Below are 26,305 nucleotides of genomic sequence, written 5' to 3' on the forward strand. Positions count from 1 at the left end.
TTAAAGGAGCGATTGCGATGGCCGATTGGCGTGGAAAAATTACCAGTGTTTCAAAAACAAAAGGCACCACAGCTCCTGAAAGCGCAAAACGCGCTGGATTGGGTTGTTTAGGTGTAATCATCGCCGTTGTTTCCATTCTAACATTACTTATTACGATTGGTCTTTTCAAAAGCGGCTTTGTATTAATGGGGATTTTTGCGACGGCTTTTTTGCTTATTTGTATCGCCACGACGGCTTTGTTGTTGGTACCGAATAAGCGCAATCCGTTGTAAATACTCGAATTTTTGTTAAAATAGGTGCAAAGACATTCCAATTAGAGGAGCTAAGCAAATGACACTCAAAAAAACCTTAACCATCGCTGGATCTGATACTTCTGGTGGTGCCGGCATACAAGCAGATTTAAAAACGTTTCAAGAACACGGGACATATGGCATGAACGCATTAACTGTCATTGTGACAATGGATCCTGAAAACGGCTGGAGTCATGGAATTCACCCAATTGCTTTGGATACGCTAGATGCCCAGTTAAAAACAGCCTTTTCAACAGGCATTGACGCACTGAAAACAGGCATGCTTCCAACAGTTGATATTATCCAAATGGCCGGCAAAGCCATTGCTGATTCTGGCATCAAAGATGTTGTCATCGATCCAGTTATGGCTTGCAAAGGGGAAAACGAAGTGTTGTTCCCTGAAAACGTGGACGCGATGATTAAGTATTTATTGCCGAACGCGAAAGTCGTGACGCCAAACTTGGTAGAAGCAGGCAATTTATCTGGAATGGGCGTATTGAAAACAGTTGAAGACATGCAAGCGGCTGCTGAAAAAATTCACGCACACGGCGCTGAATTTGTGGTCATTAAAGGCGGCAAACAACTCGAGCATGAGAAAGCCGCTGACTTATTATTTGATGGAACAAAACATTATTTGCTGACATCTGACAAAACAGACACAACCTTTAATCACGGTGCAGGCTGCACATTTGCAGCAGCTATTACAGCGAACTTGGCAAACGGCCAATCTGTTAAAGACGCTGTGTTGAATGCGAAGATTTTTGTTGCAACTGCGATCGAACATGGCTGGAAACTGAACGAATACGTTGGCCCCATTATGCACGGTGCGGCATCGAAATTTACAAAACCCGAAGTTGTTGTAACAGAATTATAAAAATAGGGAAGGAGAAGTCACAAAAGTGGCTTCTCCTTTGTTTTATTCGTTCTCGTTTCAAGAAGGTTCATTTTTTTTATGCGCTTTTAATAACACCATTTTTTCGCGCAATTGTTCTCGATTCCACTCGACCACCGCATCTTTCTTCTTCGCTTGCATTCGTTTTTTCACTTTCGGATTTTTCGAACGCACATACTCCTCCATCATAAACGACACAGCTAAAATCGACAGCGAGATAAATAACACCGGCGTTAAAGGCAACCAGGGACTGCCAAGTAAGTAGCGGAAACTAGAACCAAATAACCCCGCCCATTCATAAGCAATCGACATAGGCGGATCTCCAAACATGGGGTCGTAACTAACTTTCGTACCTCCGAGAAACAAATTCAATAAGCCAAGATGAGCCAGTATCACAAACGTTTCGATTACTTGCTGTCCATACAAAACGACGATTTTCTCTCGCATTTGTGGCAATAGATGAAAGCGAATGATTCGGAAACGTCCAGCTCCAAGCGTTTTAGAGGCTAACACATATTCCTTTTTATAAAGTAACGCTGACTCATTAGCGATCAGTACTGAAACAATTGGCATCGTCAATAAAGCCATAATGACCACTTGAATAAAGATGCGTTCCCACATTGTTGTTGAAAATCCTTCTTCGGGCATCCACAATACAGGCGTCAACACAAAATAAGCAAGTAAAGTTAATGGAATATAATGCATAGAATCGATAAATCCGCTAATCCAGTTTTGATGACGACGCAAATAAGTGCTGAGTAAAAAACCTAGGGGAATCGCAAGCAATATGCGAAGTGCTGCGATAGCTAAAGTCGCCATGATCGTATATTTAGCACCAATCATTATTTTCCCTAACATGTCATATCCATATTGATCCGTGCCAAATGGATATGTCCATTTTGGCGATATCGGCAGCCCCTCTACTACACGACCGTTTTCTTTAATAAAAAACACTTGCCTTGGCACGTTCCCAAATAGCCACTCGTAGGCAAAACTACCAAAAAGAAAAAAAGCCAACATACTAAATCCGACAACAAACAGCGGTTGCTTCCACATTTACACCACTTCCTTTCCACGGAAATGACGAAGAAACAGCCATTCACCAAAGCTATAAAGCAAAAACATTGGAAAGAAAAAACTTAAGACAGTTAGCAGAAAAATCGTTGGTGATAAATTGTCTCGAAGAAACAACATAATTCCTGGCAAATTAAACATCAACTCCAGGACAAATAAGTTGGAAAGCATAAACCACATGGTTTTTTTAGATTGAAAAAAAACACTGATAATTGCGTTGCGGAACATATGAACTAATAAAATATAAACCTTTGAAAAACCTAGTGACTTTGCTAATTCAACATACATTTGGCGCTCTTCCTCTTGAAATGTCAGCATGCATAGTCGATACAATTGTATCATGGGCAAAATCAGTAGGCATATTACGGGCAACCAATAGATGCGCTCTCCATTAACCACGGCTATTTTTGAAATCAATATCCCGCTCTTTTGAAAAAAGGCAATCACGGCAAACTGCACAAGCATGATCACCAGTAAGTCCGGAAGAGACTCAAGAAAGTACAAGCTCATTTTAATTCGCTCACGGATAGGTTCTGGCAAAAGCATCGTGAGAATCGTCAAAATTACCGCGAGCAAAATTGCTGATGTTAGCGCTAGAAAAAGGATTTGAAGAGAATAACTTATGTACTCAAAAATTTGTGGAAAAACCGGTACTTCACGACCGATTCGGTAATTTTCTACTGATAGTTCTTGGATTGGCCATAAACTGGCTAAAGCATCGCGAATCGACTGAATATATTCCAAGAACCTTACTTCTCCTTTGACTAATCCCGAGATTAATACAGGAAAACCACTAACTGCAATGATACCAAGAAGAGAAAACACAAATTTTATACTAATTTTCACGGAGTTCATCCTTTTTTAAGACTATTCTTACTTTTATCTTAGCATTTTTTAGTCAGACACGTGAAATCACATAGATACTTGCAACACCCCATATAATTGTTTTTATCACAAGGACTTTATGGAGCACTTTCCTAAAGTAGCAGAAATCCAACAAGTAATCATCCGTTCAAGTGTTTTGTATATCGGCATAGTTGCCGTGTTGTTGTTTGCCTTTTTTTAAAACTGAAAACTAGCCACTTGAAAATTTTCTAGTTCTTAGTGTATTGGAGGATAACCACTCTTAGTTAGAGCAACCTAATCGCATTCTCTACGCGAATTGCCTATACTGAAAGAATACCGATTTTATAGGAGGAACATCATGGAATTAGTTGAAGTAAAAAAATTACAAGTCCAGTTGGATGCATTTGCAGGCAAAGATGTATACCTTCATTTGGAAACAACCAACGGCTCTTATGCCTCACATTTTAACGAAGGCTTTTTTAACGCCGGCGCATTTATCCGGAATGTTGTCATCAACTACGAACTTGGAAAAGTTGTCGGAGACAGCCCGCACCGTGTCGGATTGAAATTGCCACATGGCTGGGTTTATGCGCAAGGCATTACACATTACGAATTAGACGAAGACGGTCGGCTGTTGCTTGCCGGACACGCTGGAGACGGAAAACTAGCGGTGGCGCTTGAAATTAGCGAAACACCGTTTAGTTATTAAAGGAGGAACACATAATGACAATTCCACATGAACGTCATGTGCTGGTCGTCTTTCCTCACCCAGATGACGAAGCATTTGGTGTTTCTGGAACGATCACGACACATATCCAACAAGGCACACCTGTTACATACGCCTGCCTAACACTTGGCGAAATGGGACGCAACCTGGGCAATCCGCCATTTGCTACGAGAGAATCGCTCCCTGCAGTCCGCAAAAAAGAGCTTCAAGCTTCTGCGGACGCAATGGGATTAACCGATCTTCAAATGATGGGCTTGCGTGATAAAACCATTGAATTTGAAGATGATGAAAAAATGGTTACCATGATGACAGAATTGATTGAAGAACTCAATCCTTCAAAAATCATCACCTTTTACCCAGACTTTGCCGTCCATCCGGACCACGAAGCGACAGCGCGTGCCGTTGTTCGTGCTGTTCGTCGAATGAAAGACCGTCCTACGCTTCACGGGGTGGCGTTTGCGAACGATACGTTAGAAAACTTAGGCGCTCCCGATATCGTGTACGACATTCGTGAAGTTCGCGAACAAAAAATGAATTCGATGAAAGCACATATATCTCAAACCGCGTGGATGCTTGAGGAAATGGAACATAAGCTTCAAAACGGCGATACTGAAACTGAAAATTGGCTGACAAAAGAACGTTTTTATAATTATCGTTGGCATGAAGATTTCGAAAAGTCCTTTTAAAAACACCCCTTCAACTTTTTTTAGTTGAAGGGGTGTTTTTTTCGATCTTTTTCAGATAATATAAACATTGGTAATAAAGCGCTTTCAAAGAGAGAAACGCTGTATAATCAGTTAGTATCATGTGTATTCATACACGGAGAAAAGGGGAATTCGTTATGAAAAAGTTTCATCTTTCAACCTGGTTATTGTTCTTGATTCCTTCTTTGCTCGGAATCTTACTGTTCTTGGTTCCTATTCCAACTGAAGAAGGCTGGATGGTCACAATAGCCGTTCTCGCTAACTTAATGGCTGGCGCGATCGAATCCATTGTACCGTGGATTATGATGGGGATTTTAATTATAGCCGCTTTGGGTTCGCTCTTCTTTATTACAAAAAAAGTGAACGAAACCGACTATGTTTCATTTACCGACAAGCTTTTTAATGTTAATCTTTTTTGGACCATCGTACGAATTTTGGGTGCGGTGTTCTCTATTATGGTGTTGTTCCAAATTGGTCCTGAACCCATATGGAACGAAAATACGGGTGGACTGCTTCTTGCAGGCGACGGCTTACTTTCCTTCCTATTCACCATTTTCTTGTTTGCAGGACTTTTCCTTCCACTCTTAATGAACTTTGGATTACTCGAATTTTTCGGAACGATGATGGTCAAAATTATGCGTCCTCTTTTCCGTTTACCTGGCCGTTCATCGATTGATGCGTTAGCATCTTGGGTAGGAGATGGCACGATTGGTGTCTTATTAACAAGCAAACAATACGAAGCCAATAAATACACGCAACGTGAAGCAGCAATTATTGGAACAACTTTTTCTGTAGTTTCGATTACATTTGCAATTGTGGTAATTCAAGAAATTGGTCTTGGTACTTACTTTTTGCCTTATTACGCAACAGTAATCTTAGCAGGTGTGGTATTAGCTTTAATCATGCCACGCATTTACCCGTTAACAAGTAAACCAACTACATTTTTGGATGGAACTCCTCAGGAATCTCAAACAGAAGAAGTTCCAGAAGGTTACAATGTAGCAACACATGGTATTGAAAATGCATTAGAAAAAGCAGAAAGCAACCGCTCGATCAGTAAATTCTTTGAAGATGGCTTTAAAAACGTCTTGGATATGTGGATTGGCGTTGCACCTGTTGTTATGGCATTTGGTACAGTCGCGTTAATTTTAGCTGAATATACGCCTGTGTTTACTGTTCTCGGTATGCCCTTTGTTCCTTATTTAAACTTACTGGGTGTTCCAGAAGCGGCTGAAGCGGCTCAATTGATGGTTGTTGGCTTTGCAGATATGTTCTTACCAGCTATTCTCGGAGCAAGTATTGAGTCGGAACTGACACGTTTTGTTGTGGCTACGTTGTCGGTTACACAATTGATTTATATGTCAGAAGTTGGCGGATTATTGCTTGGTTCTAAAATTCCTGTAAATATTTTAGATTTGATCATTATCTTCTTGCTTCGTACAGTTATTGCGTTGCCAATTATTGTAGGTGTAGCGCATTTATTATTCTAATTCACACAAAAGCCATCCGCAGACTGCGGATGGCTTTTAGATTAGATTAAGCTAGTTGAAGTTTTTTTTTTAGTTTTTCTAACATATCAACAGTCATAGCATCTAAATCATATGACGTGTTAAAGCCCCATTCCTCTTTCGCTGCCGATGCATCAATATTGTCTGGCCAGCTGTCCGCAATTTCTTGTCTTACAGGATCAACTGCGTAAGACATCTTAAATTCCGGAATGTGCTTTTGAATAGATGCTGCAATTTCTTCAGGCGTAAAACTCATTGCAGTTACGTTAAATGCATTGCGATGAACTAATTTATCGGCATCTGCTTCCATCAAGTCGACGATTGCTTGCAACGCATCTGGCATATACATCATGTCCATCGCTGTACCTTCTGCAATATAAGAGGTATAGCTGCCTTTTTCAATCGCTTGGTAATAAATATCGACTGCATAATCCGTCGTTCCGCCACCTGGTTGTGCTACGTTGGAAATTAATCCTGGGAAACGAACACCGCGTGTATCGACGCCAAATTTGGTGTGGTAATAATCACATAATAATTCTCCAGCAACTTTATTGACGCCATACATGGTTGTTGGGCGCTGTAATGTATCTTGTGGCGTATTTTTCTTTGGTGTAGAAGGACCAAATGCTCCAATGGAACTAGGTGTGAAAAATTGCATATCCAATTTACGTGATGCTTCAAGTGCATTAACCAAACCGCCCATATTTAAGTTCCATGCCAGTAACGGTTTTTCTTCTGCAGTTGCTGATAGCAAAGCGGCCATGTGAACCATTGTATCTGCACCAAAACCTTCTGCCAAGTCATGCATTCTTTGTGCATCTGTTACATCTAAAATTTCAAAAGGACCTGATTGATCATCAGACTGACGAATATCTGTAGCTAATACGTTTTCATTCCCGTAAATGCTGCGCATTTTCCCGACAAGCTCTGATCCTATTTGTCCTAAAGCACCTGTAATCATAATTCGTTTCATTTTCAACACTCCTTTTCCACAAAACATTTGTCCTCTGCATAAAAACAAAAGATACTCTACAAACCTTGTTTTCTTTAGCTTTATTATTAGTTCATTATAAGTTGTTCTTTTTAAAAACACAAACAAATTTTACTAAAACGACCTGTAAGAATTTATTATCGCAGATATTTCTCATAAACTCCTCTGTATTCAATACTTATGCAATTTTTATCATTTTCTAGTCAATGCAATTGAGCGTTAGCAATAAGCATGCTATAATTAGTCAGCTTTAAGATTTTATTGCATTTAACAAACTTCCATATTTTTTTGCTCATTAAACCAACTAAACAAGTTGGTAATGTAGTGTATAATGTTTGTACTGTAAATGTACTCTTATGCTCAGCTAGTTAGGAAGTAAAAATCAAAAAAAAGAAAAGAATTGAGGAGATTGTATATGAAGAAAGTTAGTTTACTGTTTTTATTCGCATTGGTGTTAGGGGTGTTAGCAGCATGCAGTGGTTCTCAAGAAAAAGATCCAACAACAGATGACGCAACGAGCTCTGAAGATGTATTAGCAAAAGTAAAAGATGAAGGCACGCTAATGATTGGAACAGAAGGTACATATCCTCCTTTCACATTTCATGACGCTTCTGGAGAATTAACGGGCTTTGACGTTGAAATCGCGCGTGAAGTTGCAAGTCGTTTAGGCGTTAAAGCAGAATTCCTTGAAACCCAATGGGATGCAATGTTTGCCGGATTGGATGCTGGCCGCTTTGACATGGTCGCAAACCAAGTCGGTATCAATCCCGATCGTCAAGAAAGCTACGAGTTTTCAGATCCTTATATTACGTCTACAGCTGTTTTAGTCGTAGCTGAAGATAATACAGAAATCGAGAGCTTTGAAGACTTAAAAGGAAAACTTTCTGCACAATCCTTGACGAGCAACTATGGCGCAACGGCTACTTCATTTGGAGCTGAACTTGAAGGTGTCGAAGGATTTAACCAAGCCATTGAATTGTTAAATTCCGGTCGAGTTGATGCAACGGTAAATGATAATTTAACCGTTTTGGATTTCATGAAACAACGTCCAGATGCAGAAGTAAAAGTCGTAGATAAATCAGAAGATGCTGCACAAAGTGCATTATTGTTCCGCAAAGGCAGTGGCGCACTTGTAGATGAAGCGAGCAAGGCTTTAGCAGATATGATCGACGACGGCACATACGATAAAATTTCAGAAAAATGGTTTGGTGAAAATGTACTTGAGTAGTATTTTTTCAGATCCGGTTAGATTGGAACGGCTTGTAGATATTGCGCAATCCTCATTTCTTCCATTGATCGAAGCCACGCTTCAATTTACTTTGCCTCTATCGATCATTTCGTTTATTTTCGGATTGGCATTAGCCGTTTTGACAGCATTAGCAAGAATTTCGACGGTTACATTCCTTCAAATTATTGCTCGTGTTTATGTATCTATTATTCGCGGTACTCCCTTACTCGTTCAATTGTTTATTTTGTTTTATGGATTGCCAACACTCGGCGTGACCATCGATCCATTTCCAGCAGCGGTAATTGGTTTTTCCTTGAACGTTGGGGCTTACGCTTCTGAAGTGATTCGAGCAGCCATTTTGTCGATTCCAAAAGGACAATGGGAAGCAGCTGGCACCATCGGCATGTCATACACACAATCGTTGCGACGCGTGATTTTGCCACAAGCCTCCCGTGTTTCTTTGCCACCGTTGTCGAATACGTTTATTAGTTTAATTAAAGACACTTCGCTCGCGTCACTGATTCTCGTGACCGAGATGTTCCGCGTTGCCCAACAAATTGCCGCGACCAATTATGAGTTCTTGTTATTATATGGACAAGCTGCATTGTTGTACTGGGTCATTTGCTTTGCCTTGTCATTAGTTCAAGGCCGCCTTGAACACCGCTTTGATCGGTACGTTTCTCGATAATAAAAGCAATTCACTTATTGCAGTAAGGAGTTTGACATGATTTCCATCAAAAATTTGCACAAGCAATTTGGCACACTAGAAGTATTAAAAGGCATTGATACAGAAGTTCAGAAAGGCCAAGCCATTGTCGTAATTGGTCCATCGGGTTCTGGCAAAACAACTTTTCTTCGCTGCTTAAACACACTGGAAACCCCAACTTCGGGTTCTGTGACAATTGATGAACAAACCGTCGATTTTTCAAAACCCTTATCAAAAAAACAACTTCTGTCGTTTCGCAAACAATCGGCTATGGTGTTTCAACATTATAATTTATTTCCTCACATGACGGCACTCGAAAACGTTATGGAAGGCCCCGTTGTTGTCCAAAAGCAAGATAAACAACAGGCTAAACAAAAAGCAGAGCAATTGCTGACAAAAGTGGGATTGGCAGATAAAATGAATGACTACCCATTTCAACTGAGCGGAGGTCAGCAGCAACGTGTCGGCATCGCACGTGCTTTAGCACTCGAACCAAAAGTTATGTTATTCGATGAACCGACTTCGGCACTCGACCCTGAACTGGTCGGCGAAGTGCTGCAAGTCATGAAAGAGTTAGCTGCTGAAGGCATGACCATGGTTGTGGTGACACACGAAATGCGCTTTGCTAAAGGCGTGGCAGACGAAGTGTTGTTTATGGACGAAGGACGCATCGTTGAACGTGGCACACCCGAAGACATTTTCAACAACCCTACAGAAGATCGCACTCGACAGTTTTTGAGTTTGATTCAAGAAACAGAAGTGTGAACAAAGTAGAAGTTGCCGTTTAGCAGCTTTTACTTTGTTTGGCACTAGTTTTCCAACCAAAAACCTCGCATTCCTTTTTAGGAATACGAGGTTTTTTTCAATTTCTACTGGATGACACATGACTTCACAGTTAGCTTATCTAGTTGTGCCTGGTCTACTTCTACCCCTAACCCTGGCTTGCCCGATAATAAGACATACGGATGATCATAAGTTAAATCCCCTATCTCTTCGCTGAATAAGAGTGGTCCTGTTAGTTCTGTGCTTTCGATATTGATGCGTGACATGGCTACATGATACCCTGCTGCTGAACCGACGGACGATTCCACCATAGAACCGATTTGACACAACATGCCTGCGGCTTCAGCGGTTTTCGCCATTTGGATTGCGTGAAAAATGCCGGCGCATTTCATGAGTTTGATGTTCAAGACATCAGCTGCTTGCAGACGAATGATTTCGAGCAAATCTTCCATGGATTGAATGCTTTCGTCAGCCATAATCGGAACAGCTGTTTTTGAGCGGATTTCAGCTAAGCCCCGAATATCCCCCATACGGATTGGCTGTTCAATCCAAGCAATGTTTGCGTTTTCTAGCTGTTTGATCGCGGCGACGGCAATTCCCGGTGATTTCCAGCCTTGGTTGACGTCTACACGAATGGGCAGTTCTTTCCCAACTGCTTCACGAACCGCTAAAATACGATCTACATCTTCTTGCGCTTGCCCTTTTCCTACTTTTAGTTTTAAAGAAGCGTAACCGAGCTCTACGGCTTTTTTTGCTTTCTCCGCCATGATTTTAGGTGCTTCAATGCTCAATACTTTCGGGTAATCCAAATGAGGCGTTGCTTGTCCACCAATTAAATTATAAATGGGCTGGCCAACCGCTTTCCCCATCAAGTCATAGCAAGCAATATCCACAGCGGCTTTTGCAGCTGAATTTCTAGCCATCAATGCATTCATTTTTGAATGAATGCGTTCAATATCAAATGGACTCATTCCGATAATAGCCGGAAGAAATTTTTCTTTCAAAATTTCATAAGCCGCAGTAAAATATTCTCCTGTTACATGTTCGTCTGGTACAGCTTCTCCATATCCAATAAGTCCTGCATCGGTTTCCAACACAATGATTAATGCAGGCATATCTGGATAAGTGGCATAGGAAATAATAAAAGGTTCGTTAAGAGGAAATCTAACCGCATGCAATGACGCTTTTGTAATTTTCATTTAAGGGCCTCCAATGGATTTAACTTGGTGTATACTTACACTATAGTGAACTTTATGAATAATTGATATTTTATTTGATAGTCAAAGGAGTTTTGAAAATGATCATCACACAAAAAATCGATTCATTGTACGAAGAAATGGTAGAAATCAGAAGACACCTACATATGAATCCTGAGTTGTCGCATCAAGAAATCGCGACTCCTGCTTTTATTGCAGAGCAACTAGAAGCAATGGGCGTTGAAGTTCGTCGTAATGTTGGTGGACGTGGGGTCGTCGGTACAATTCGCGGTGGCAAACCGGGCAAAACGATCGCGTTCCGCGCCGATTTCGATGCGTTGCCGATTGATGATCAAAAAGACGTCTCTTATAAATCTACGGTTCCTGGTGTTATGCACGCTTGTGGACATGACGGACATACCGCTGCGTTACTTGGTTTTGCTAAAGCGATGGTCGCGATCCAAAAAGATTTGCCTGGAACCATCGTGTTGATCCATCAATTTGGTGAGGAACTATCACCAGGCGGGGCACGTGCCATGATTGAAGATGGTTGCTTAGACGGAGTCGATGCAATTTTCGGTGCTCATTTGCAGAGCAAATTGGATGCAGGCCGCGTTTATTTGCGAGATGGCTTTTTGCAAGCTTCTGAAGATGCCATCAAAATTATTGTCCGTGGCTCTGGAACTCACGGCGCAGAACCTCATCAAGGGATCGATCCGATTTTAGTAGCGAGCCATATTATGGTGGCACTTCAATCCATTGTTAGCCGCAATGCGGATCCATTGAAAGAACTGGTTGTCTCTATCGGTAAATTCCAAGCGGGTGATGCTGATAACGTTATTTCAAGCAAAGCTGTTTTAGAAGGCACTATTCGTGTGTTTGATCCTGAGCTTCGCATACTTGCAGGACAACGTTTGCGGACGATTGTGGAAAATGTCGCCAGTGCGATGGGTGCTACTGCTGAATTGATCATCGAAACGGGCTACGATTCGCTTTGGAATCATCCCACTGAAACAGACATTGTTCGGGCCGCCGCACGCGAAGTGCTGGGAGACGAATATGTAATGGAAATTGATCCAATTATGCCAGTGGAAGATTTCACATATTATACGCAAGCTAAGCCAGGTGCTTTTTTCTTCGTCGGTGCAAAAATGGATGACGAGAACGTTGTTTATCCACATCATCACGAAAGCTTTGATTTTAATGAAAATGCCATGTTGGTGACGACAAAAGTGTTTGCTGCGATTTATTTTGAAGCTCAAGAATGTACTGCGGACAGTATTCCGGTTGATTTGGACAGTATTTGAGAAATTCGGACAGTATTCCACACGATTCGGACAGTATTTCATTCCATCTCGACAGTATCGCCTTTATTTGGAAATAAAAACAAGCCAAGCGGCGTGCCGCTTGGCTTGTTTTGTATTTTTTAGTTGATTACGCCTAATTCTTTACCTACTTTTTCGTAAGTCGCAATGGCTTCATCTAACATTTCTTTCGTATGCGCCGCTGTTGGCATATTGCGTACGCGCCCCGTGCCTTTTGGAACCGTTGGGAAAACGATTGATTTTGCATACACGCCTTCTTCAAACAAACGCTTCGAGAACTGTTGTGTTAACTTCTCGTCGCCGATAATGCAAGGTGTGATTGGTGTTTCGGAATGACCAATATTAAACCCTAAAGCGTCTAATCCTTTTTTCAAGTAATCGCCGTTGTCCCAGAGCTTATCGTGCAATTCTGTTGAGTCGATAATCATTTGAACTGCTGCTGTGATCGCTGCAACGTCGCCTGGAGTTACCGCTGTTGAGAATAAGAATGGACGTGAACGCACTTTCAACCAGTCGATTAAGTTTTTCTTACCTGCTACATAACCGCCGACAACGCCGACTGCTTTAGACAACGTTCCCATTTGCATATCGATTTCTTTTTCAAGACCGAAATGTTTTACCGTTCCTTTTCCTTTACCCGTTACGCCTGATCCGTGTGCATCATCCACATACGTAATCAAATCAAATTCTTTTGCGATTTCTACGATTTCTGGAAGCTTAGCTATATCGCCGTCCATCGAGAAGACGCCGTCTGTGATGACCATGACTTTATTGTACTGGCCAGATTCTGTCGCTTCTTTTGCTTTCATGCGCAAATCTTCCATATCCGAGTGTTTGAAAGCGATGATTTTCGCTTTCGATAAACGGCAACCATCAATGATTGACGCGTGGTTTAACTGATCCGAAAGAATGGCATCGTTTTTGTCCATTACTGCTGAAATGGCTGCCATGTTGCAGTTAAAACCAGATTGATACGAAATAGCTGCTTCTGTTCCTTTAAATTCAGCAAGCTTTTCTTCTAGTTTCACGTGTAGGTCAAGCGTTCCGTTGATTGTACGAACCGCGCCTGCTCCAACGCCATATTTATCAATTGCATCTTTTGCTACTTGCTTCAAGTCTTCGTTTGTTGCAAGACCTAAATAGTTATTTGAAGAAAGGTTGATCAGATCTTTGCCGCGCACTTTGATGATTGCGCCGTTTGGTCCTTGAACTGGGTCAATTTCATTGTAAAGACCTTGCTCTTTTAATTCTGTTAAGTTCTCATCTAAAAATGCATCTAATTTTTTTGACAATGTCCTCTTCCTTTCAAAACGAAATTCTGTATCTATCTTAACATACAGTTATTTTTTCCAAAAGAAAAAGCAGACCGCGGCCTACTTTCCACTTATTTCAACGCATGCTCTAAATCTTCTATCAAATCTTCTACATCTTCAATACCCACTGAAATTCGAACTAACCCTTCAACAATGCCCAGTTCTGCACGACGCTCGATTGGAATCGACGCATGTGTCATTTGTGCGGGTACAGAAATTAAACTCTCAACGGCGCCTAAGCTTTCGGCCAAGGTAAAGTATTTTAATTTTGCGAGCAATTCTCCTGCTTTTTCTTTACTGCCGACATCAAACGAAATCATGCCACCAAAGCCAGTTGCTTGTTTTTGCATTAAGTCGCGTCTGGGATGACTTTCAAGACCTGGATAAATGACTTTGCCAACAGCGTCATGCCCTTCTAAAAATTCCGCAATTTTTTGTGCATTGGCATTTGCTTCTTCCATGCGCAATCCTAACGTTTTCAGTCCGCGAATGAGCAACCAGGAATCTTGTGGTCCTAAAATTGCGCCAATTGAATTTTGCACAAAATGAACTTCTTCAGCAAGCTCTGCGGAATTCACAACGACTAGTCCTGCCACAACATCACTGTGTCCACCAATGTATTTTGTCGCACTATGCAAGACGATATCTGCACCTAATTTAATTGGGTTTTGCAAATAAGGTGTCATAAATGTGTTATCGACAATTGTCAGCAAGTTTTTCGATTTTGCAAAAGCTGCGACTGCTACAATGTCTGTCACTTTCAACAATGGATTCGTTGGTGTTTCAATAAAAATCGCTTTCGTATTTTCTTTCACAGCAGCTTCTACTTCCGCTAAGTTCCCAGTATCGACAAAAGTAAATTCCAGGCCGAAGCGATTTAAAACTTTATTGATGACACGATACGTCCCGCCGTAGACATCGTCGGTCAACACGACATGGTCGCCGGCAGAAAACAACATCATGACAGATGAAATAGCCGCCATTCCTGAACCAAATGCAAAGCCAGCATGACCGAACTCGATATCTGCAATCAATTCTTCAAGTGCGTGACGAGTTGGATTTCCCGTACGAGAATATTCATAGCCTTTAAATTTTCCGACTGCTTCTTGCTTGTAGGTGCTCACTTGGTAAATCGGTGTCGATACAGCGCCTGTTGCTTCGTCGCCGACAATACCACCGTGGATTAATCTTGTTTTTGGTTTCATGCTTGGTCCTCCTCAAAAATTCTATCGTAAATTTGTTGACTCATATAGCGTTCACTCGAGTCAGCGAAGACAGTAACAATGTGGCTTCCTGGTTTGGCCGTTTCAGCTTCTCGCAATGCCGCTACGTACGCTGCACCTGACGAGCTCCCGACTAGCAATCCTTCGTTTTTCGCCAGTTCTCGAACCGCCATGAACGCTTCTTTATCAGTGATTGTGTGGATGGCTTCAAAATAACGTTTATCCATATAAGCTGGTAAAAATTCCATACCGATGCCTTCAGTCAAATGAGCTCCTGAAGGACCCCCGTTCAAAATTGAGCCTTTCGGTTCCACAATGACTGTTTTGACCGATGGCTTTTTGGATTTTAAATACTGTGCAGTCCCCATAAAGGTCCCACCAGACCCTGCACCCGCAACAAAAATATCAATTTCTCCGTTTAAAGCAGTCCAAACTTCCGGACCAAGTGTTTGAACATAAGTTTGTGGATTGGCCGGATTGGAAAATTGAGAAGGTGAGAAGGCGTTTTGCTCTCTAACCAATTGCTCGGCTTTTTTTATCGCACCTTTGATGCCTTTTTCAGTCGGCGTGTTGATCACTTCCGCGCCTAATGCCTTCATCAAACTTTGTTTTTCTTGGCTGAATTTTTCGGGTACTACAAATTTCACGTGATAGCCTTTGCCAATTGCGGCGATAGCTAGGCCAATGCCCGTATTCCCCGCTGTCGGTTCGATGATTGTGCCGCCTTGCTTGAGGACTCCTCGTTTTTCTGCGTCTTCAATAAGCGACACGCCTAAACGATCTTTAACGCTGCCACCAGGATTAAAATATTCCAGTTTGGCAAAAATACGGCAATCGTTTGGTATTTCACTGTGCGTTAGTTCCAGTAATGGTGTGTTGCCAATTAGCTGCTGAATTTTAGTCACGTAGTTCATCGTTATTCTCCTTAAATTGCTTTATCTGCAAAGACTTGAGTCCATTGGTCTTTTTTCTCCAGCATTTCACGCGCTAACTCTTTTGCTCCTTCTAAACTATGACTTGCAGCCCAACCGCATTGCACTTCATTGCATGCTGGCACTTCGTCTGCTTCTAACACGTCGTTTAAGGTATTTTCTAAAATAAGAAGAATTTCATCATAATCATCCAGATTTATAACCGACAAATAAAAGCCGGTTTGGCAACCCATCGGCCCAATATCAACGATGTTATCAGAATGATTGCGACTGTGTTCAGCCATCATATGTTCAAGAGAATGAAGTCCAGGCATGTCCATATGCTCTTTGTTTGGCTGCTTGAAACGGATATCGTATTTGCGAATCGTATCGCCTTTAGCTCCTGTTTTTTCTCCTGCTAAACGGACATACGGTGCTACCACTTTTGTGTGATCTAAGTTAAAGCTTTCGACATTCATTTTTTTCATCTCTATCGCTCCTTATTGTTTAGTTGCTTCTATCAAATAAACGTACGTATTCATTTTTGATAATTTCACAGCAAGCCCTGCTTGCGTGATGAGTTCTTCTATTTTAGGAACAGTTGTGTAATGTTCTCGATTCAAGTCTTCTACAAGATTCACATGACCTCGCGCTTGTTCAAATTCAATCATTTTTTTCTTGCTTTGTTCTGAATCAAAGACCGTGTCTGCAAAAATCACTTTGCCTCCGGCAGGTAATTTTTTAGCGTATAGTTGGAAAGCTTGTGCTTTTTCTGCATCGGTTAAATGATGAAATGCATAAGAACTAACAAAACTAGTCGGTGAACTTGCTGTTTCAAATTCAAGGAAATCTCCGTCTACTACTTCTAAATTCGGTAGTTTTTGAGCTGTTACTTTTCTCATAGCTTGATTGGGTTCGACGCCAACGACCGCTAAATCACGCTTAAGCAGTTTTTCGGCCAAGTTGCCCGTCCCAATACCAAATTCCACTACCGGACTGGTTGCCGCATCTGCAACAGCTTGCAAAATTTCATTATAGTTAAAGAACACATCTTTATATTCTTCGTCTTTTCCATTTACCGAGTCATCGTATGTATGCACCCAGTCATCAAATATTTCTACAAATTCACGCCCCATAAAATGCCTCCTCAGCCCATTTTTAAAAACCAATAGACTTACTAGGTTTAATTTATATCACATTGTCCAGAAGGTTTCAAGTAATGGGAGGCTAACTTTTAATTTTATCGATAAAAAAAGCCAGACAGCTTTGTCCGGCTTTTCCTTTTGCTTTGGTATGAATGCACGGATGCATTTCTAAACTTTAAGCACTGGGGGTAATTTTTTTTTATCACCAATCAGTGTCACTAATAATCGCTCGAATTGCGGCAAGGATTGCTGGACAATTCGACCGGTCAGTAGCGCAACAGCAATCGTTCCAATGCCCACAGGTCCACCTAGCAGCCACCCTAGTAATGCGACGCCCACTTCAATTCCTGCGCGAACAATACTTATGCTGAGCCCCGTTTTATCAACCAGTAGCATCATCAAGCTGTCACGTGGCCCCGCTCCAATCTTAGGAGATACATATAAACCAACGCCATAACCTGAAATCACAATTCCTGCCGACAAGATTAACACTTGTCCAACTAAGGTCGTGATGTCTGGAATTAAAAAATTAAAGATATCAATAAAAAGACCGATTAATACCATATTCAAGAAAGTACCAATTTGTGGTATTTTTCGTGTAAAAAATGCTGTTATGGCAATGAGGGTAAATCCGGCAATAACAGACCAGGTTCCAATGGTCCATCCAAAATTCAAGTATAGACCGACATGCAAAACATCCCATGGCCCGATGCCCAACCTGCTGCCTTTAATGGTCATCGCAAACCCAAGAGCCAAAACAATCAATCCCACGATAAAAAATAACCATCGGAAAAAAAATGCACGCTTCATCCAAATCCTCTTTTCTAAAAATTGATATGAAAAATCCATCCACTCAAAGAGAATGGATGGATGCTTTATTGACTGGTCGTGGTCAATTCAGCAAACTGGCCTTTTGTGACAAACAGAAGTTCTGATGGTGCCAGTTTTAGTTGCATGCCGATTTTACCGGCTGACACAATTAACTCAGACAATCGCTCTGCTTCGATGGAAACAAAAGTTGGAAAAGGCTTTTTCATTCCAACAGGCGAACATCCGCCTCGAACATAGCCGGTTAACGATAAAATTTCTTTTACAGAAACCATTTCCATTTTCTTTTCGCTAGCTGCTTTTGCTGCTTTTTTTAAGTCGAGCTCTTCTGCTACGGGAATGACGAAAACATATGCTTGTTTAGATGCACCAGAAGCGACAAGTGTTTTATAGACACGTTCTGGAGGATAACCGATTTTACCAGCTACAGACACTCCATCTACTTTGCCGTCTTCGATTGTGTAATAGAGCAACTCGTAAGGAATTTTTTCTTTATCGAGTATGCGTGCAGCATTTGTTTTCGCGATTTTCTTCGCCATGACCTCTCCCCTTGCCTTGAAAAGATTCTTTAGTCACAGCATATCATCATCAGCTACGGGATTCTATTCGGTTTGACCTAATAATTTTTTTAATGCGTCTGCCATCGCTGTATTTTGTGGTGCTTCGTCTTGTTGATTCATGTATTTATTGACGTCTTTTTTATTCGCTTTTGATTGGCCGGACTTTTTACGTTTTTCAAATGCTGACAGTTTTTCACGGTGACCGCATTTGCAAACAAAAATTTTGCCATCGCCTTCGCCTTGCATTTCTAACTTCTTATGGCAATTCGGACAACGTGCATTGGTTTGCATCGCGATTTGTTTTTTGTAGCCACATTCGCGGTCTTGGCAGACGTTCATCTTGCCACGCTTACCGTTGACTTCAAGCAGTGGCTTGCCGCAATCTGGGCACATTTTGCCAGTGATGTTATCGTGTTTGAATTTCTTATCGCTCTTTTTAATAGCTGACACTGAATTCTCGGAAAAAGCGATCATTTCTTTCATAAATTGTTCTTTTTTCATTTGACCTTTCGCAATTTTCGTTAGTTGCTGTTCCCAATCAGCAGTAAGTTTCGGTGACTTTAAGTCTTCAGGAACAAGCTCCAACAATTGGCGTCCTTTTGACGTAATCGTCAAATCCTTGCCTTTTTTCTCGATCAGGAACGTATTGAATAATTTATCAATGACATCAGCTCGTGTGGCTACTGTACCAAGTCCCCCAACTTCGCCCAAAGTTTGAATGACTTCTTTAGTTTCACCACTCATAAACTGTGCCGGATTTTCCATGGCACCAAGTAACGTTCCTTCATTGAAAAATGCAGGTGGCTTGGTTTTGCCATCGGTTAATGCAATGCCTTTGAGCGTCAGCTTTTGGTTTTTTTCAAACGCAGGCAACGTCGTGTCGCTACTATCATCTTCATCTTTATAAATGCGTTTCCAGCCTTCGTTGCGAACGGTATTGCCTTTCGCTTGGAACGTTTCGCCTCCAGCCGTTAGCTTGACCGTCGTTTGATCAAATTCGTATTGCGGATAAAATACTGCAAGGAAACGTTTAACGATCATGTCGTATAATTTATGCTCTTTGTCGGATAAATCGTGTAGTGGCGGCGTTTCTTCTGTCGGAATAATGGCGTGGTGATCAGACACTTTCGCGTCATCAATAATGCCTTTTTGCGGTGCCACTGGATTTTTCAAAATCATTGCCGACAAACTGCGGTACGGTCCGACTTGCACCGCTTTCACACGATCTTTTAACGTATCGCGCATATCACTCGTCAAATGCTTCGAGTCCGTCCGCGGATACGTGACGATTTTATAGCGCTCATATAACCCTTGAAGCGTGTTAAGTGTTTCTTTCGCCGACCAGCTATAGCGCTTATAAGCTTCTTTTTGCAGTTCAGTCAAGTCGAATAAAGGTGGTGCCGGCTGACGTTTCGGCGTGATTTTAATGTCCGTCACTGTGCCTTCGTGTGTGTTTTCAAGTTTGGTGAATAGCTTGTCGATTTTTTCTTTATCAAAAGACTGTGTGGAGTTGCCGTCTGTCCATGTAAATGCTGCTTGGTCCGTAACTGCTTGCATGCCGTAGTAAGGTTTCGGCTGAAAGTTGCGAATTTGTTTTTCACGTTCTGCAATCATGGCAAGCGTTGGCGTTTGTACGCGCCCTGTTGATAATTGCGCATTGTATTTAACAGTTAGTGCGCGTGTTGCGTTAATGCCGACAACCCAATCCGCTTCTGCGCGTGCTACAGCTGCTGCGTAAAGATTTTCGTAGACGCGTCCGTCTTTTAAGTTATTAAAACCGTCTTTGATGGCTTTGTCGGTAACCGATGAAATCCATAACCGTTTAACGGGTTTGTGTGTATTGGTTTTTTCTAAAATCCAACGGGCGACAAGTTCACCTTCGCGGCCAGCATCTGTTGCGATGATGATTTCTTTGACATCGCCGCGCTGCAATTGAGATTTAACGGCATTAAATTGTTTCATCGATTGTTTGATTGGCACCAATTTAAATGGTTTTGGAATAATCGGCAAAGTATCCATTTTCCATTCTTTAAAATCGTTGTTGTATTGCTCTGGCTGCGCATGCGTCACCAAATGGCCGAGTGCCCACGTGACGATATACTGTTTGCCTTCTAAATAGCCGTTGCCTTTTTGTTCGCACCCTAATACACGCGCAATGTCACGTGCGACGGATGGCTTTTCTGCTAAAACGATTGATTTCATTTATATTCACCCTCATTTCTATTGTGATTAGTGTAACATTTTCTGTTGGGACTGGCTTTTCAGAAGTGTTTTTGGGGGAGACAGTATTTCTCGAATTTAGACAGTATTTGGTCGAATCTGGACAGTATTCTAGTGTATTTGGACAGTATTCCAATCCACTCCGACAGTACTTCCAATAACTTCAAATTCCACTTGCACAACACGCACATTCTAGCTATATTAAAAGTAATTTCACATAAAGGAGAGGATCGATTGATCATTAAAACGCGCACCAAGCCCCCTGAAATTTTCCAACTGGAAAGTTTGCTTCAACGAACACCCACTAGTCATCCACAACATGCCCACTGGACAGAAAAACTTCGACGCATTACAGCCGGATACCACGGTGAATTGCGCGTAGACTCCTTTTGGCACGAAATTGAGCTCTCGTTGCCGCATTATTTCATCCACGACTTATTCATCCAAAAAGAGAAGTCTTCCCATCAAATTGATAGTGTTCTTGTGACTAGTCGATTTGTATTGGCTTTGGAAATCAAAAGCATTTCCGGCTTACTCAATTTCGATCCTACCTTAAGGCAATTTTCTCGAACCAATAAAGACGGCACCATTGACGGCATGCACAATCCAGACGATCAATTGCGCCGCCACGAAAAGTGGCTGGAACAATTTTTACGCAAGCAACGCATCCAGCTGCCTGTTGTCGGCGCCATCATTTTTACGTACCCATCGTCTGTGATTCAATCTCGCGCAGGCAGTCGCATCATGATTCAGTCTTCTGGACTGCCACATCTCATGGAACAATTAGCGATTCGCTACCCACGCGATATATTGTCCAAGAAAAAAACTGAGACACTTGCACAAAACATACTGACGCTTCACTCAATAAAACCATTTATCTCACTCGGACTGACAGATTCGTTTTCGCCTGGCGTATTGTGTCCCAACTGTCCACGTTGCGTATTGCATTATCGTGGTGGAAAGTGGCGTTGTCAGGATTGTCAGCATTTTGATCTTATCGCGCATCTGGATGCGCTCAGGCAATACCGCAGTTTGGTCAAACCGACGATCAGCAACCGAGAGTTTCGCGATTTTACCGGAATTACGTCGCCATCGATTGCTTCAAAGCTATTAACCAGCACGAAAATGCCGTATCACGGTAGTTTTAAAGATCGGCAGTATGTGATTCCGGAGGTGTTTTAGCGTTTCGACAGTATTTTTGTGATTTGGACAGTATGTGATCGAATTCGGACAGTATTCCGGTACATTCCGACAGTATTTCGCTTTACCTCGACAGTAAGTCCAATAAATGGAATAAATTATTAATCTATTTCAAGTAAAATCCAAAAAGAAGAAACCTCCCACACCCGGGAGGTTTCGTTTAATGATTATCTAATGTTTCTTTCGACAAATGCTTACTCATCTCGGCGTATTGCACAAAAACGCGTGCCAATTCACGCAAGCGGTTGTGAACATCTTCGCTAATAATCGCATTGGTTTCATCAAAATGGCTAGTATGTGTGTATACATAATTTGGCGTCACCAGGCAACGGAAATAATCAAGAATTGGCTTGAGCTGATTTTCGATGACCAAGTGATGTTGGTACGTACCGCCGTTTGCTACGATAGATACCGGTTTGTAACGCATCGCACGCGGATGCAACATGTCAAATGTATTTTTCAAAACGCCTGGAATCGATCCTTGGAAAATAGGAGTTGCGATAATGTAGCCATCTGCCTCTTCAAAGCGATGAACCATTTCTTGCATACTTTCATTGTATTCTTCAAGCTTTCGACCATCGACGAATTGGTGATCGTAGTCGGCCAGCTTCAATAGTTTTAATTCCATTTCTGGATTTGCTTTGTTGATGTAAATTTGAACTTGTTCTAAGATGGCACCAGTTTTGCTGCCGATAATTGTTCCGTCTACTAATAAAACCTTCATAATTTGATGTCCTCCTTAAAATACGTAAGTGCCAAGCTGGCAATCTACATTTATGTAGGCAACGTTAAAACATTCGTTTGTCTTCATCATAACAAACCCTGTTTGACAATACGTACCAAACTTACTTTTAAGAGAAAAACTTCATTCTTTAGTCTGAGTTCCATTTTTAGAGCGTTTGTTTTCTATGCGTTCTTTTGTCCGGTCAGACTCAGGAGCAGCAGCGGTAAAGCTTACAATTGTATCGCCCGCTTTTGGCTCGAGTTTGTTGTTTTGTGCGAAAAACTCAATTTTGCCTTGTGCGAAATGAACAAACAATGGAATCGTATCATCTGCCCATTTCACTTTAAAGTCTTCGTACGTAAATTGCTCCGTCAATTGTGTTTTACGCATCGTGTAGCCTTCTGCTGCTTTCATTTCCAACTCGTAAATGCTCCAATCTTCCCCGAACAAAGTTCGACCACTTAGCGAAGAGTGAAAGTCGTTTGGATCTCCTTCTTGAATCGCAGTTTGGTAAAGATTCGCACGACCCATCTCTGGAACAAAGTTATTAACGACCAATGCGTTATAAGCATCTGTTTCTGTCGCGACTAGCATTGTTTCATAAGGCGTTAAATCTACTTCGTAATCTGTGTGTTCAGACAAAATTTCTCCTGTATACGTTTTTAATCCAACGTGACGTGCTTCTTGCAAGCGCCCCCACGAAGAATCAATAATCAACACGCTTTTTTCAAAATCCGATAAGACTTTTCCAAGAAGTGTCGCAAAACGGCTTGCCCCAATGATGATGACACCTGGGTCAACTGCTGCTACAAGTCCTAATTTTTTGCCTACCCAGCCGATCGTAAAACCGTGAACAATTACAGTAGAAAACACTAAAGCGAAGGTCAGTGCTGTTAGCAATTCCGCATCTTGAAATCCAGCGTCCAAAAGAACACCTGCGAAATAACCCGAAACTGTTAACGCCACAATGCCGCGCGGTGCAATCCAACCAACCAGCGTTTTTTCTTGAATTGTCAAGTCGGTGCCAATCGTCGACAGCCAAATAGAAAGTGGGCGAACGACAAACAACATTGCTAGTACAAAAGCCACTACTTGCCAATTGAATATACTAACTAACACTTCGATCGTTAACGAAGCGGTCAACATGACGAAAATACTGGAAATAAGCAAGACGGAAATATTTTCTTTAAAATGACGCATATCGTTAATTGAAGCAATGTTCATATTAGCCATGATCATCCCCATGGCTGTCACTGCTAACAGCCCTGTTTCGTGCATAACAATATCCGAAACAACAAAAGTCAGTAACACGACGCCAAAAACCATTGGCGCTTTTAAGAATTCAGGAACTTGTCCTTTTTCAAACATCATTCCCATCAACGCACCAGCCCCAGCTCCAAGTGCAACAGCAAATAGAGAAGCTAAGAAAAACAGTCCAAAAGCACCGGCTGTTTCAGCTCCAATAGCAAACAATACAAACTGAAACGCGAACAAAGCAAGTAATGCACCAAAAGGATCGACGATAATGCCCTCCCATTTCAAAATGGCTGCAGGACGCGACTTTAACTTGGCTTGTCGAAGCATGGGCAAAATAACAGTCGGTCCTGTCACAATAAATAATCCACCAATGACAAATGCGACACCAAGTGAAAGACCTGCAATATAATGTGCTGCAAGCGACCCAGCAATCCAAGCAATAAACGCGCCGATTGTCACAATCCGTAAGATGGGTTTATTGAAAGTGCGGATTTCTTTAAAATTTAAATTTAAACTACCTTCAAACAAGATGATGGCAACTGCTAGTGAAACGAATGGATCAAATAATTCTCCAAAACTTTTAGCAGGATCAATCACACCAAAAACAGGTCCCACAAGAAGTCCAGCAATGGACATCAAAACAATCGCAGGAAGCTGAAGACGCCAAGCAACCCATTGGGAAAGCACTCCTAAGAAAATAATGAGCATTAAATCGAATAACAAAGTATCAATAACAGGTCACTTCCTTTTTGTTCTTTTTGGCAGTATACAAGTATTATATACTGAATGAAAATCGTCATGCATTCAACTTTTCTGCTTTTGTGTTACAATGGTAGAAAAATAAGGGTGATTTTGTGAACAAGCGGGAATTGGAATATGCAATTGCTGAGCTGAAGATGGATTATGTTCGTCATCAAGGCGATATCGAAAAGCTAGAGACGACTGGACACGACGGCATGGTAGAGAAGGCAGAATTACGTTTAGAAAAAATGGAACTACAACTTGCGGAATTAAACAAAAAACTCGCGGATCTGTAACCGCGTTTTTTTTTATGATGATAATGGAGGAATTTATTAAATGAGTTTATTAACAGTAGAAAATTTGAGCCACACGTTCGGTGACCGGACCCTATTTAACGATGTATCCTTTCGATTGGTCGAAGGTGAACATGTAGGGTTAGTCGGAGCCAATGGTGTCGGTAAATCGACAATGATGAATATTTTAACAGGAAAAATCATTCATGATGATGGACGCGTTGAATGGCAGCCACGCACGCATTATGGTTACTTAGATCAACATACGCAATTACAACCAGGACGGTCAATTCGCGAAACGCTCCAAGACGCTTTTTTGCCTCTGTATAAGAAAGAAGCAGAACTGAATGACGTTGCGATGCAAATGGGCGATGCAGATCCTGAACGATTAGAAGAATTGCTTGAGCAAATGGCTGAAGCACAAGATGCATTGGATGCTGGTGATTTCTATACACTCGACGGCAAAGTGGAAGACATCGCACGTGGTTTGGGTCTGGATGCAATTGGACTTGATCGCAACGTGGAAGCTCTTTCTGGTGGGCAGCGCACAAAACTGTTGCTTGCCAAACTGCTTCTTGAAAAGCCAAAAGTTTTGCTATTAGATGAGCCGACCAACTATCTCGACGAGGAGCATATTCAATGGCTTGTTAACTATTTAAAAAACTACCCACATGCCTTCCTATTGATTTCACATGATACGGAATTTATGAGCAGTGTTACGAGCGTCATTTTCCACTTGGAATTTTCACGTTTAACTCGCTATACAGCAACTTATGAGAAATTTATTGAACTTGCAGAACTAAGCAAGCAACAGCATTTGGATGCTTATGAAAGACAAGAAGACATGATCAAAAAAACCGAGACCTTTATTGCGAAAAACAAAGCACGTGCTTCTACAACGGGTCGTGCTAAGTCGCGTCAGAAACAACTTGATCGTATGGATCGCATTGATAAGCCTGAAGTTGCAGCAAAACCGCAATTTGCTTTTAAAGAAACACGCAGCCCGAGTCGTTACGTTGTAGAAGCAGAAGCGCTATCGATTGGCTATGACAAAGCACTTCTGCCACCATTGACGTTTATGATCGAACGTGGCGAAAAAATTGCGCTTGTCGGCATGAACGGTGTCGGTAAATCGACGCTACTCAAAACAATGCTCGGCAAAATCAAACCGCTAGATGGCGATGTTCTGCGCGGAGAATATTTGACGCCAAGTTATTTCGAACAGGAAGTCAAAGCGCCAACTCATACGCCGCTGGACGAAATTTGGTCAGCTTACCCAAGTATGGACCAAGGCCAAGTACGTGGCGCACTTGCCCGTACTGGCTTGAAAAATGAGCATATCTCACGTCCAATGACGCAGTTGAGCGGTGGCGAACAAGCTAAAGTTCGTCTTTGCAAACTAATGATGGAAGAAAGCAATTGGCTCATTTTCGATGAGCCTACGAATCACTTGGACATCGATGCAAAAGCTGAATTGAAACGTGCCATGCAAGCCTATAAAGGAACAATCGTACTTGTTAGTCACGAGCCTGAATTTTACGAAGGACTGGCAACAAAAGTCTGGGATGTTGAAGAATGGATTTCTGCGGGTAAACCGGAAGAAGTTTAAGAACCGAAAAA

The 26,305-nt window shown here is 41.7% G+C and carries 26 protein-coding genes; 12 read left to right on the forward strand and 14 right to left on the reverse strand.

Features of this window, described 5'->3' with window-relative positions:
- The first annotated feature begins 17 nt into the window (after nt 1-17).
- Nucleotides 18-272, forward strand: coding sequence for a hypothetical protein (locus I858_RS13630; RefSeq protein ID WP_049692975.1), 255 nt, complete (start codon nt 18-20; stop codon nt 270-272).
- Nucleotides 273-330: 58 nt separating this feature from the next.
- Nucleotides 331-1,164, forward strand: a complete 834-nt coding sequence (thiD, locus tag I858_RS13635) for a bifunctional hydroxymethylpyrimidine kinase/phosphomethylpyrimidine kinase (protein WP_049692976.1) — start codon at nt 331-333, stop codon at nt 1,162-1,164.
- Nucleotides 1,165-1,221: 57 nt separating this feature from the next.
- On the opposite strand, the gene I858_RS13640 is transcribed toward thiD, so the two are convergent.
- Together I858_RS13640 and I858_RS17235 are read right to left on the reverse strand one after the other, a co-directional pair.
- Nucleotides 1,222-2,238, reverse strand: coding sequence for an ABC transporter permease (locus I858_RS13640; protein ID WP_049692977.1), 1,017 nt, complete (start codon nt 2,236-2,238; stop codon nt 1,222-1,224).
- Nucleotides 2,239-3,111 carry an ABC transporter permease subunit gene (locus I858_RS17235; RefSeq protein WP_049692978.1) on the reverse strand — a complete coding sequence of 291 codons (873 nt, stop codon included), beginning with the start codon at nt 3,109-3,111 and terminating at the stop codon, nt 2,239-2,241. It lies immediately after the preceding gene.
- A 349-nt stretch (nt 3,112-3,460) separates the two neighbouring features.
- Between I858_RS17235 and I858_RS13650 the strand changes: the two genes are divergently transcribed.
- The 3 genes from I858_RS13650 (at nt 3,461) to I858_RS13660 (ending at nt 6,023) form a co-directional block, all read left to right on the forward strand.
- The gene (locus I858_RS13650) at nt 3,461-3,811 is read left to right on the forward strand and encodes a YojF family protein (RefSeq protein WP_038704772.1); all 351 of its coding nucleotides are present in this window, start codon (nt 3,461-3,463) and stop codon (nt 3,809-3,811) included.
- Between the two features lie 14 nt (nt 3,812-3,825).
- Nucleotides 3,826-4,515 carry a bacillithiol biosynthesis deacetylase BshB2 gene (gene bshB2 / locus I858_RS13655; RefSeq protein ID WP_049692979.1) on the forward strand — a complete coding sequence of 230 codons (690 nt, stop codon included), beginning with the start codon at nt 3,826-3,828 and terminating at the stop codon, nt 4,513-4,515.
- A gap of 155 nt (nt 4,516-4,670) precedes the next feature.
- Nucleotides 4,671-6,023, forward strand: a complete 1,353-nt coding sequence (locus I858_RS13660) for a YjiH family protein (protein ID WP_049692980.1) — start codon at nt 4,671-4,673, stop codon at nt 6,021-6,023.
- Nucleotides 6,024-6,069: 46 nt separating this feature from the next.
- Here I858_RS13660 and I858_RS13665 read toward each other — a convergent pair whose 3' ends face one another.
- Nucleotides 6,070-7,014: an L-threonine 3-dehydrogenase gene (locus I858_RS13665; RefSeq protein ID WP_049692981.1), complete on the reverse strand. Its 945-nt coding sequence runs from the start codon at nt 7,012-7,014 to the stop codon at nt 6,070-6,072.
- A gap of 433 nt (nt 7,015-7,447) precedes the next feature.
- Between I858_RS13665 and I858_RS13670 the strand changes: the two genes are divergently transcribed.
- The 3 genes from I858_RS13670 to I858_RS13680 are packed head-to-tail and all read left to right on the forward strand — an operon-like array spanning nt 7,448 to nt 9,731.
- Nucleotides 7,448-8,260: an amino acid ABC transporter substrate-binding protein gene (locus I858_RS13670; RefSeq protein WP_049692982.1), complete on the forward strand. Its 813-nt coding sequence runs from the start codon at nt 7,448-7,450 to the stop codon at nt 8,258-8,260.
- A complete protein-coding gene (locus I858_RS13675; protein WP_049692983.1) occupies nt 8,247-8,948 on the forward strand; it encodes an amino acid ABC transporter permease in 702 nt (233 codons plus the stop codon). The genes I858_RS13670 and I858_RS13675 overlap by 14 nt, the downstream gene beginning before the upstream one ends.
- 36 nt (nt 8,949-8,984) lie before the next feature.
- On the forward strand, nt 8,985-9,731 hold the full coding sequence (locus tag I858_RS13680; RefSeq protein ID WP_049692984.1) for an amino acid ABC transporter ATP-binding protein: 747 nt from the start codon (nt 8,985-8,987) through the stop codon (nt 9,729-9,731).
- A gap of 104 nt (nt 9,732-9,835) precedes the next feature.
- On the opposite strand, the gene I858_RS13685 is transcribed toward I858_RS13680, so the two are convergent.
- Nucleotides 9,836-10,948, reverse strand: coding sequence for a mandelate racemase/muconate lactonizing enzyme family protein (locus I858_RS13685; RefSeq protein WP_049692985.1), 1,113 nt, complete (start codon nt 10,946-10,948; stop codon nt 9,836-9,838).
- A 98-nt stretch (nt 10,949-11,046) separates the two neighbouring features.
- Here I858_RS13685 and I858_RS13690 point away from each other — a divergent pair, with 98 nt between their 5' ends.
- Nucleotides 11,047-12,252, forward strand: a complete 1,206-nt coding sequence (locus I858_RS13690) for a M20 metallopeptidase family protein (RefSeq protein ID WP_049692986.1) — start codon at nt 11,047-11,049, stop codon at nt 12,250-12,252.
- A 119-nt stretch (nt 12,253-12,371) separates the two neighbouring features.
- Here the strand turns inward: I858_RS13690 and I858_RS13695 are convergent, their stop codons facing one another.
- From I858_RS13695 to I858_RS13730, 8 genes are all read right to left on the reverse strand, one after another.
- Nucleotides 12,372-13,562 carry a glycine C-acetyltransferase gene (locus tag I858_RS13695; RefSeq protein ID WP_049692987.1) on the reverse strand — a complete coding sequence of 397 codons (1,191 nt, stop codon included), beginning with the start codon at nt 13,560-13,562 and terminating at the stop codon, nt 12,372-12,374.
- A 92-nt stretch (nt 13,563-13,654) separates the two neighbouring features.
- Nucleotides 13,655-14,788, reverse strand: a complete 1,134-nt coding sequence (locus I858_RS13700; protein ID WP_049692988.1) for a bifunctional cystathionine gamma-lyase/homocysteine desulfhydrase — start codon at nt 14,786-14,788, stop codon at nt 13,655-13,657.
- Entirely contained in the window at nt 14,785-15,720 is a 936-nt protein-coding gene (locus I858_RS13705) for a PLP-dependent cysteine synthase family protein (RefSeq protein ID WP_049692989.1), read from the reverse strand. Before I858_RS13705 ends, I858_RS13700 begins: the two co-directional genes overlap by 4 nt.
- Nucleotides 15,721-15,731: 11 nt before the next feature.
- Nucleotides 15,732-16,205, reverse strand: coding sequence for an S-ribosylhomocysteine lyase (locus I858_RS13710; RefSeq protein WP_049692990.1), 474 nt, complete (start codon nt 16,203-16,205; stop codon nt 15,732-15,734).
- Nucleotides 16,206-16,217: 12 nt separating this feature from the next.
- Complete coding sequence (locus I858_RS13715) at nt 16,218-16,853, reverse strand: class I SAM-dependent methyltransferase (protein WP_049692991.1); 636 nt, start codon at nt 16,851-16,853, stop codon at nt 16,218-16,220.
- A 177-nt stretch (nt 16,854-17,030) separates the two neighbouring features.
- Nucleotides 17,031-17,672: a YczE/YyaS/YitT family protein gene (locus tag I858_RS13720; RefSeq protein WP_049692992.1), complete on the reverse strand. Its 642-nt coding sequence runs from the start codon at nt 17,670-17,672 to the stop codon at nt 17,031-17,033.
- A 65-nt stretch (nt 17,673-17,737) separates the two neighbouring features.
- The gene (gene ybaK, locus I858_RS13725; protein WP_049692993.1) at nt 17,738-18,229 is read right to left on the reverse strand and encodes a Cys-tRNA(Pro) deacylase; all 492 of its coding nucleotides are present in this window, start codon (nt 18,227-18,229) and stop codon (nt 17,738-17,740) included.
- 63 nt (nt 18,230-18,292) lie between these two features.
- On the reverse strand, nt 18,293-20,452 hold the full coding sequence (locus tag I858_RS13730) for a DNA topoisomerase III (protein ID WP_049692994.1): 2,160 nt from the start codon (nt 20,450-20,452) through the stop codon (nt 18,293-18,295).
- A 132-nt stretch (nt 20,453-20,584) separates the two neighbouring features.
- Between I858_RS13730 and I858_RS13735 the strand changes: the two genes are divergently transcribed.
- The gene (locus I858_RS13735) at nt 20,585-21,652 is read left to right on the forward strand and encodes a nuclease-related domain-containing protein (RefSeq protein WP_239457175.1); all 1,068 of its coding nucleotides are present in this window, start codon (nt 20,585-20,587) and stop codon (nt 21,650-21,652) included.
- Between the two features lie 178 nt (nt 21,653-21,830).
- On the opposite strand, the gene I858_RS13740 is transcribed toward I858_RS13735, so the two are convergent.
- Together I858_RS13740 and I858_RS13745 are read right to left on the reverse strand one after the other, a co-directional pair.
- Nucleotides 21,831-22,394: an NADPH-dependent FMN reductase gene (locus tag I858_RS13740; protein WP_049692996.1), complete on the reverse strand. Its 564-nt coding sequence runs from the start codon at nt 22,392-22,394 to the stop codon at nt 21,831-21,833.
- 141 nt (nt 22,395-22,535) lie between these two features.
- Entirely contained in the window at nt 22,536-24,359 is a 1,824-nt protein-coding gene (locus I858_RS13745) for a cation:proton antiporter (protein ID WP_049692997.1), read from the reverse strand.
- 146 nt (nt 24,360-24,505) lie between these two features.
- Between I858_RS13745 and I858_RS13750 the strand changes: the two genes are divergently transcribed.
- Nucleotides 24,506-24,688, forward strand: coding sequence for an SE1832 family protein (locus I858_RS13750; RefSeq protein ID WP_049692998.1), 183 nt, complete (start codon nt 24,506-24,508; stop codon nt 24,686-24,688).
- Nucleotides 24,689-24,728: 40 nt separating this feature from the next.
- A complete protein-coding gene (locus tag I858_RS13755) occupies nt 24,729-26,294 on the forward strand; it encodes an ABC-F family ATP-binding cassette domain-containing protein (RefSeq protein WP_049692999.1) in 1,566 nt (521 codons plus the stop codon).
- Nucleotides 26,295-26,305 lie beyond the last annotated feature (11 nt).

The organism is Planococcus versutus, assembly GCF_001186155.3.
In the GTDB taxonomy this organism is placed as follows: domain Bacteria; phylum Bacillota; class Bacilli; order Bacillales_A; family Planococcaceae; genus Planococcus; species Planococcus versutus.

Bases quoted from the DNA above. Each gene is read 5' to 3' on its own strand.
- I858_RS13745 (WP_049692997.1), bottom strand. From the start codon at position 24,359: ATGCTCATTATTTTCTTAGGAGTGCTTTCCCAATGGGTTGCTTGGCGT.
- I858_RS13685 (WP_049692985.1), bottom strand. From the start codon at position 10,948: ATGAAAATTACAAAAGCGTCATTGCATGCGGTTAGATTTCCTCTTAAC.
- I858_RS13665 (WP_049692981.1), bottom strand. From the start codon at position 7,014: ATGAAACGAATTATGATTACAGGTGCTTTAGGACAAATAGGATCAGAG.
- I858_RS13700 (WP_049692988.1), bottom strand. From the start codon at position 14,788: ATGAAACCAAAAACAAGATTAATCCACGGTGGTATTGTCGGCGACGAA.
- thiD (WP_049692976.1), top strand. From the start codon at position 331: ATGACACTCAAAAAAACCTTAACCATCGCTGGATCTGATACTTCTGGT.
- I858_RS13670 (WP_049692982.1), top strand. From the start codon at position 7,448: ATGAAGAAAGTTAGTTTACTGTTTTTATTCGCATTGGTGTTAGGGGTG.
- I858_RS13660 (WP_049692980.1), top strand. From the start codon at position 4,671: ATGAAAAAGTTTCATCTTTCAACCTGGTTATTGTTCTTGATTCCTTCT.
- I858_RS17235 (WP_049692978.1), bottom strand. From the start codon at position 3,111: ATGAACTCCGTGAAAATTAGTATAAAATTTGTGTTTTCTCTTCTTGGT.
- I858_RS13690 (WP_049692986.1), top strand. From the start codon at position 11,047: ATGATCATCACACAAAAAATCGATTCATTGTACGAAGAAATGGTAGAA.
- I858_RS13650 (WP_038704772.1), top strand. From the start codon at position 3,461: ATGGAATTAGTTGAAGTAAAAAAATTACAAGTCCAGTTGGATGCATTT.
- I858_RS13630 (WP_049692975.1), top strand. From the start codon at position 18: ATGGCCGATTGGCGTGGAAAAATTACCAGTGTTTCAAAAACAAAAGGC.
- I858_RS13740 (WP_049692996.1), bottom strand. From the start codon at position 22,394: ATGAAGGTTTTATTAGTAGACGGAACAATTATCGGCAGCAAAACTGGT.
- ybaK (WP_049692993.1), bottom strand. From the start codon at position 18,229: ATGGCGAAGAAAATCGCGAAAACAAATGCTGCACGCATACTCGATAAA.
- bshB2 (WP_049692979.1), top strand. From the start codon at position 3,826: ATGACAATTCCACATGAACGTCATGTGCTGGTCGTCTTTCCTCACCCA.
- I858_RS13675 (WP_049692983.1), top strand. From the start codon at position 8,247: ATGTACTTGAGTAGTATTTTTTCAGATCCGGTTAGATTGGAACGGCTT.
- I858_RS13720 (WP_049692992.1), bottom strand. From the start codon at position 17,672: ATGAAGCGTGCATTTTTTTTCCGATGGTTATTTTTTATCGTGGGATTG.
- I858_RS13640 (WP_049692977.1), bottom strand. From the start codon at position 2,238: ATGTGGAAGCAACCGCTGTTTGTTGTCGGATTTAGTATGTTGGCTTTT.
- I858_RS13730 (WP_049692994.1), bottom strand. From the start codon at position 20,452: ATGAAATCAATCGTTTTAGCAGAAAAGCCATCCGTCGCACGTGACATT.
- I858_RS13715 (WP_049692991.1), bottom strand. From the start codon at position 16,853: ATGGGGCGTGAATTTGTAGAAATATTTGATGACTGGGTGCATACATAC.
- I858_RS13755 (WP_049692999.1), top strand. From the start codon at position 24,729: ATGAGTTTATTAACAGTAGAAAATTTGAGCCACACGTTCGGTGACCGG.
- I858_RS13705 (WP_049692989.1), bottom strand. From the start codon at position 15,720: ATGAACTACGTGACTAAAATTCAGCAGCTAATTGGCAACACACCATTA.
- I858_RS13710 (WP_049692990.1), bottom strand. From the start codon at position 16,205: ATGAAAAAAATGAATGTCGAAAGCTTTAACTTAGATCACACAAAAGTG.
- I858_RS13680 (WP_049692984.1), top strand. From the start codon at position 8,985: ATGATTTCCATCAAAAATTTGCACAAGCAATTTGGCACACTAGAAGTA.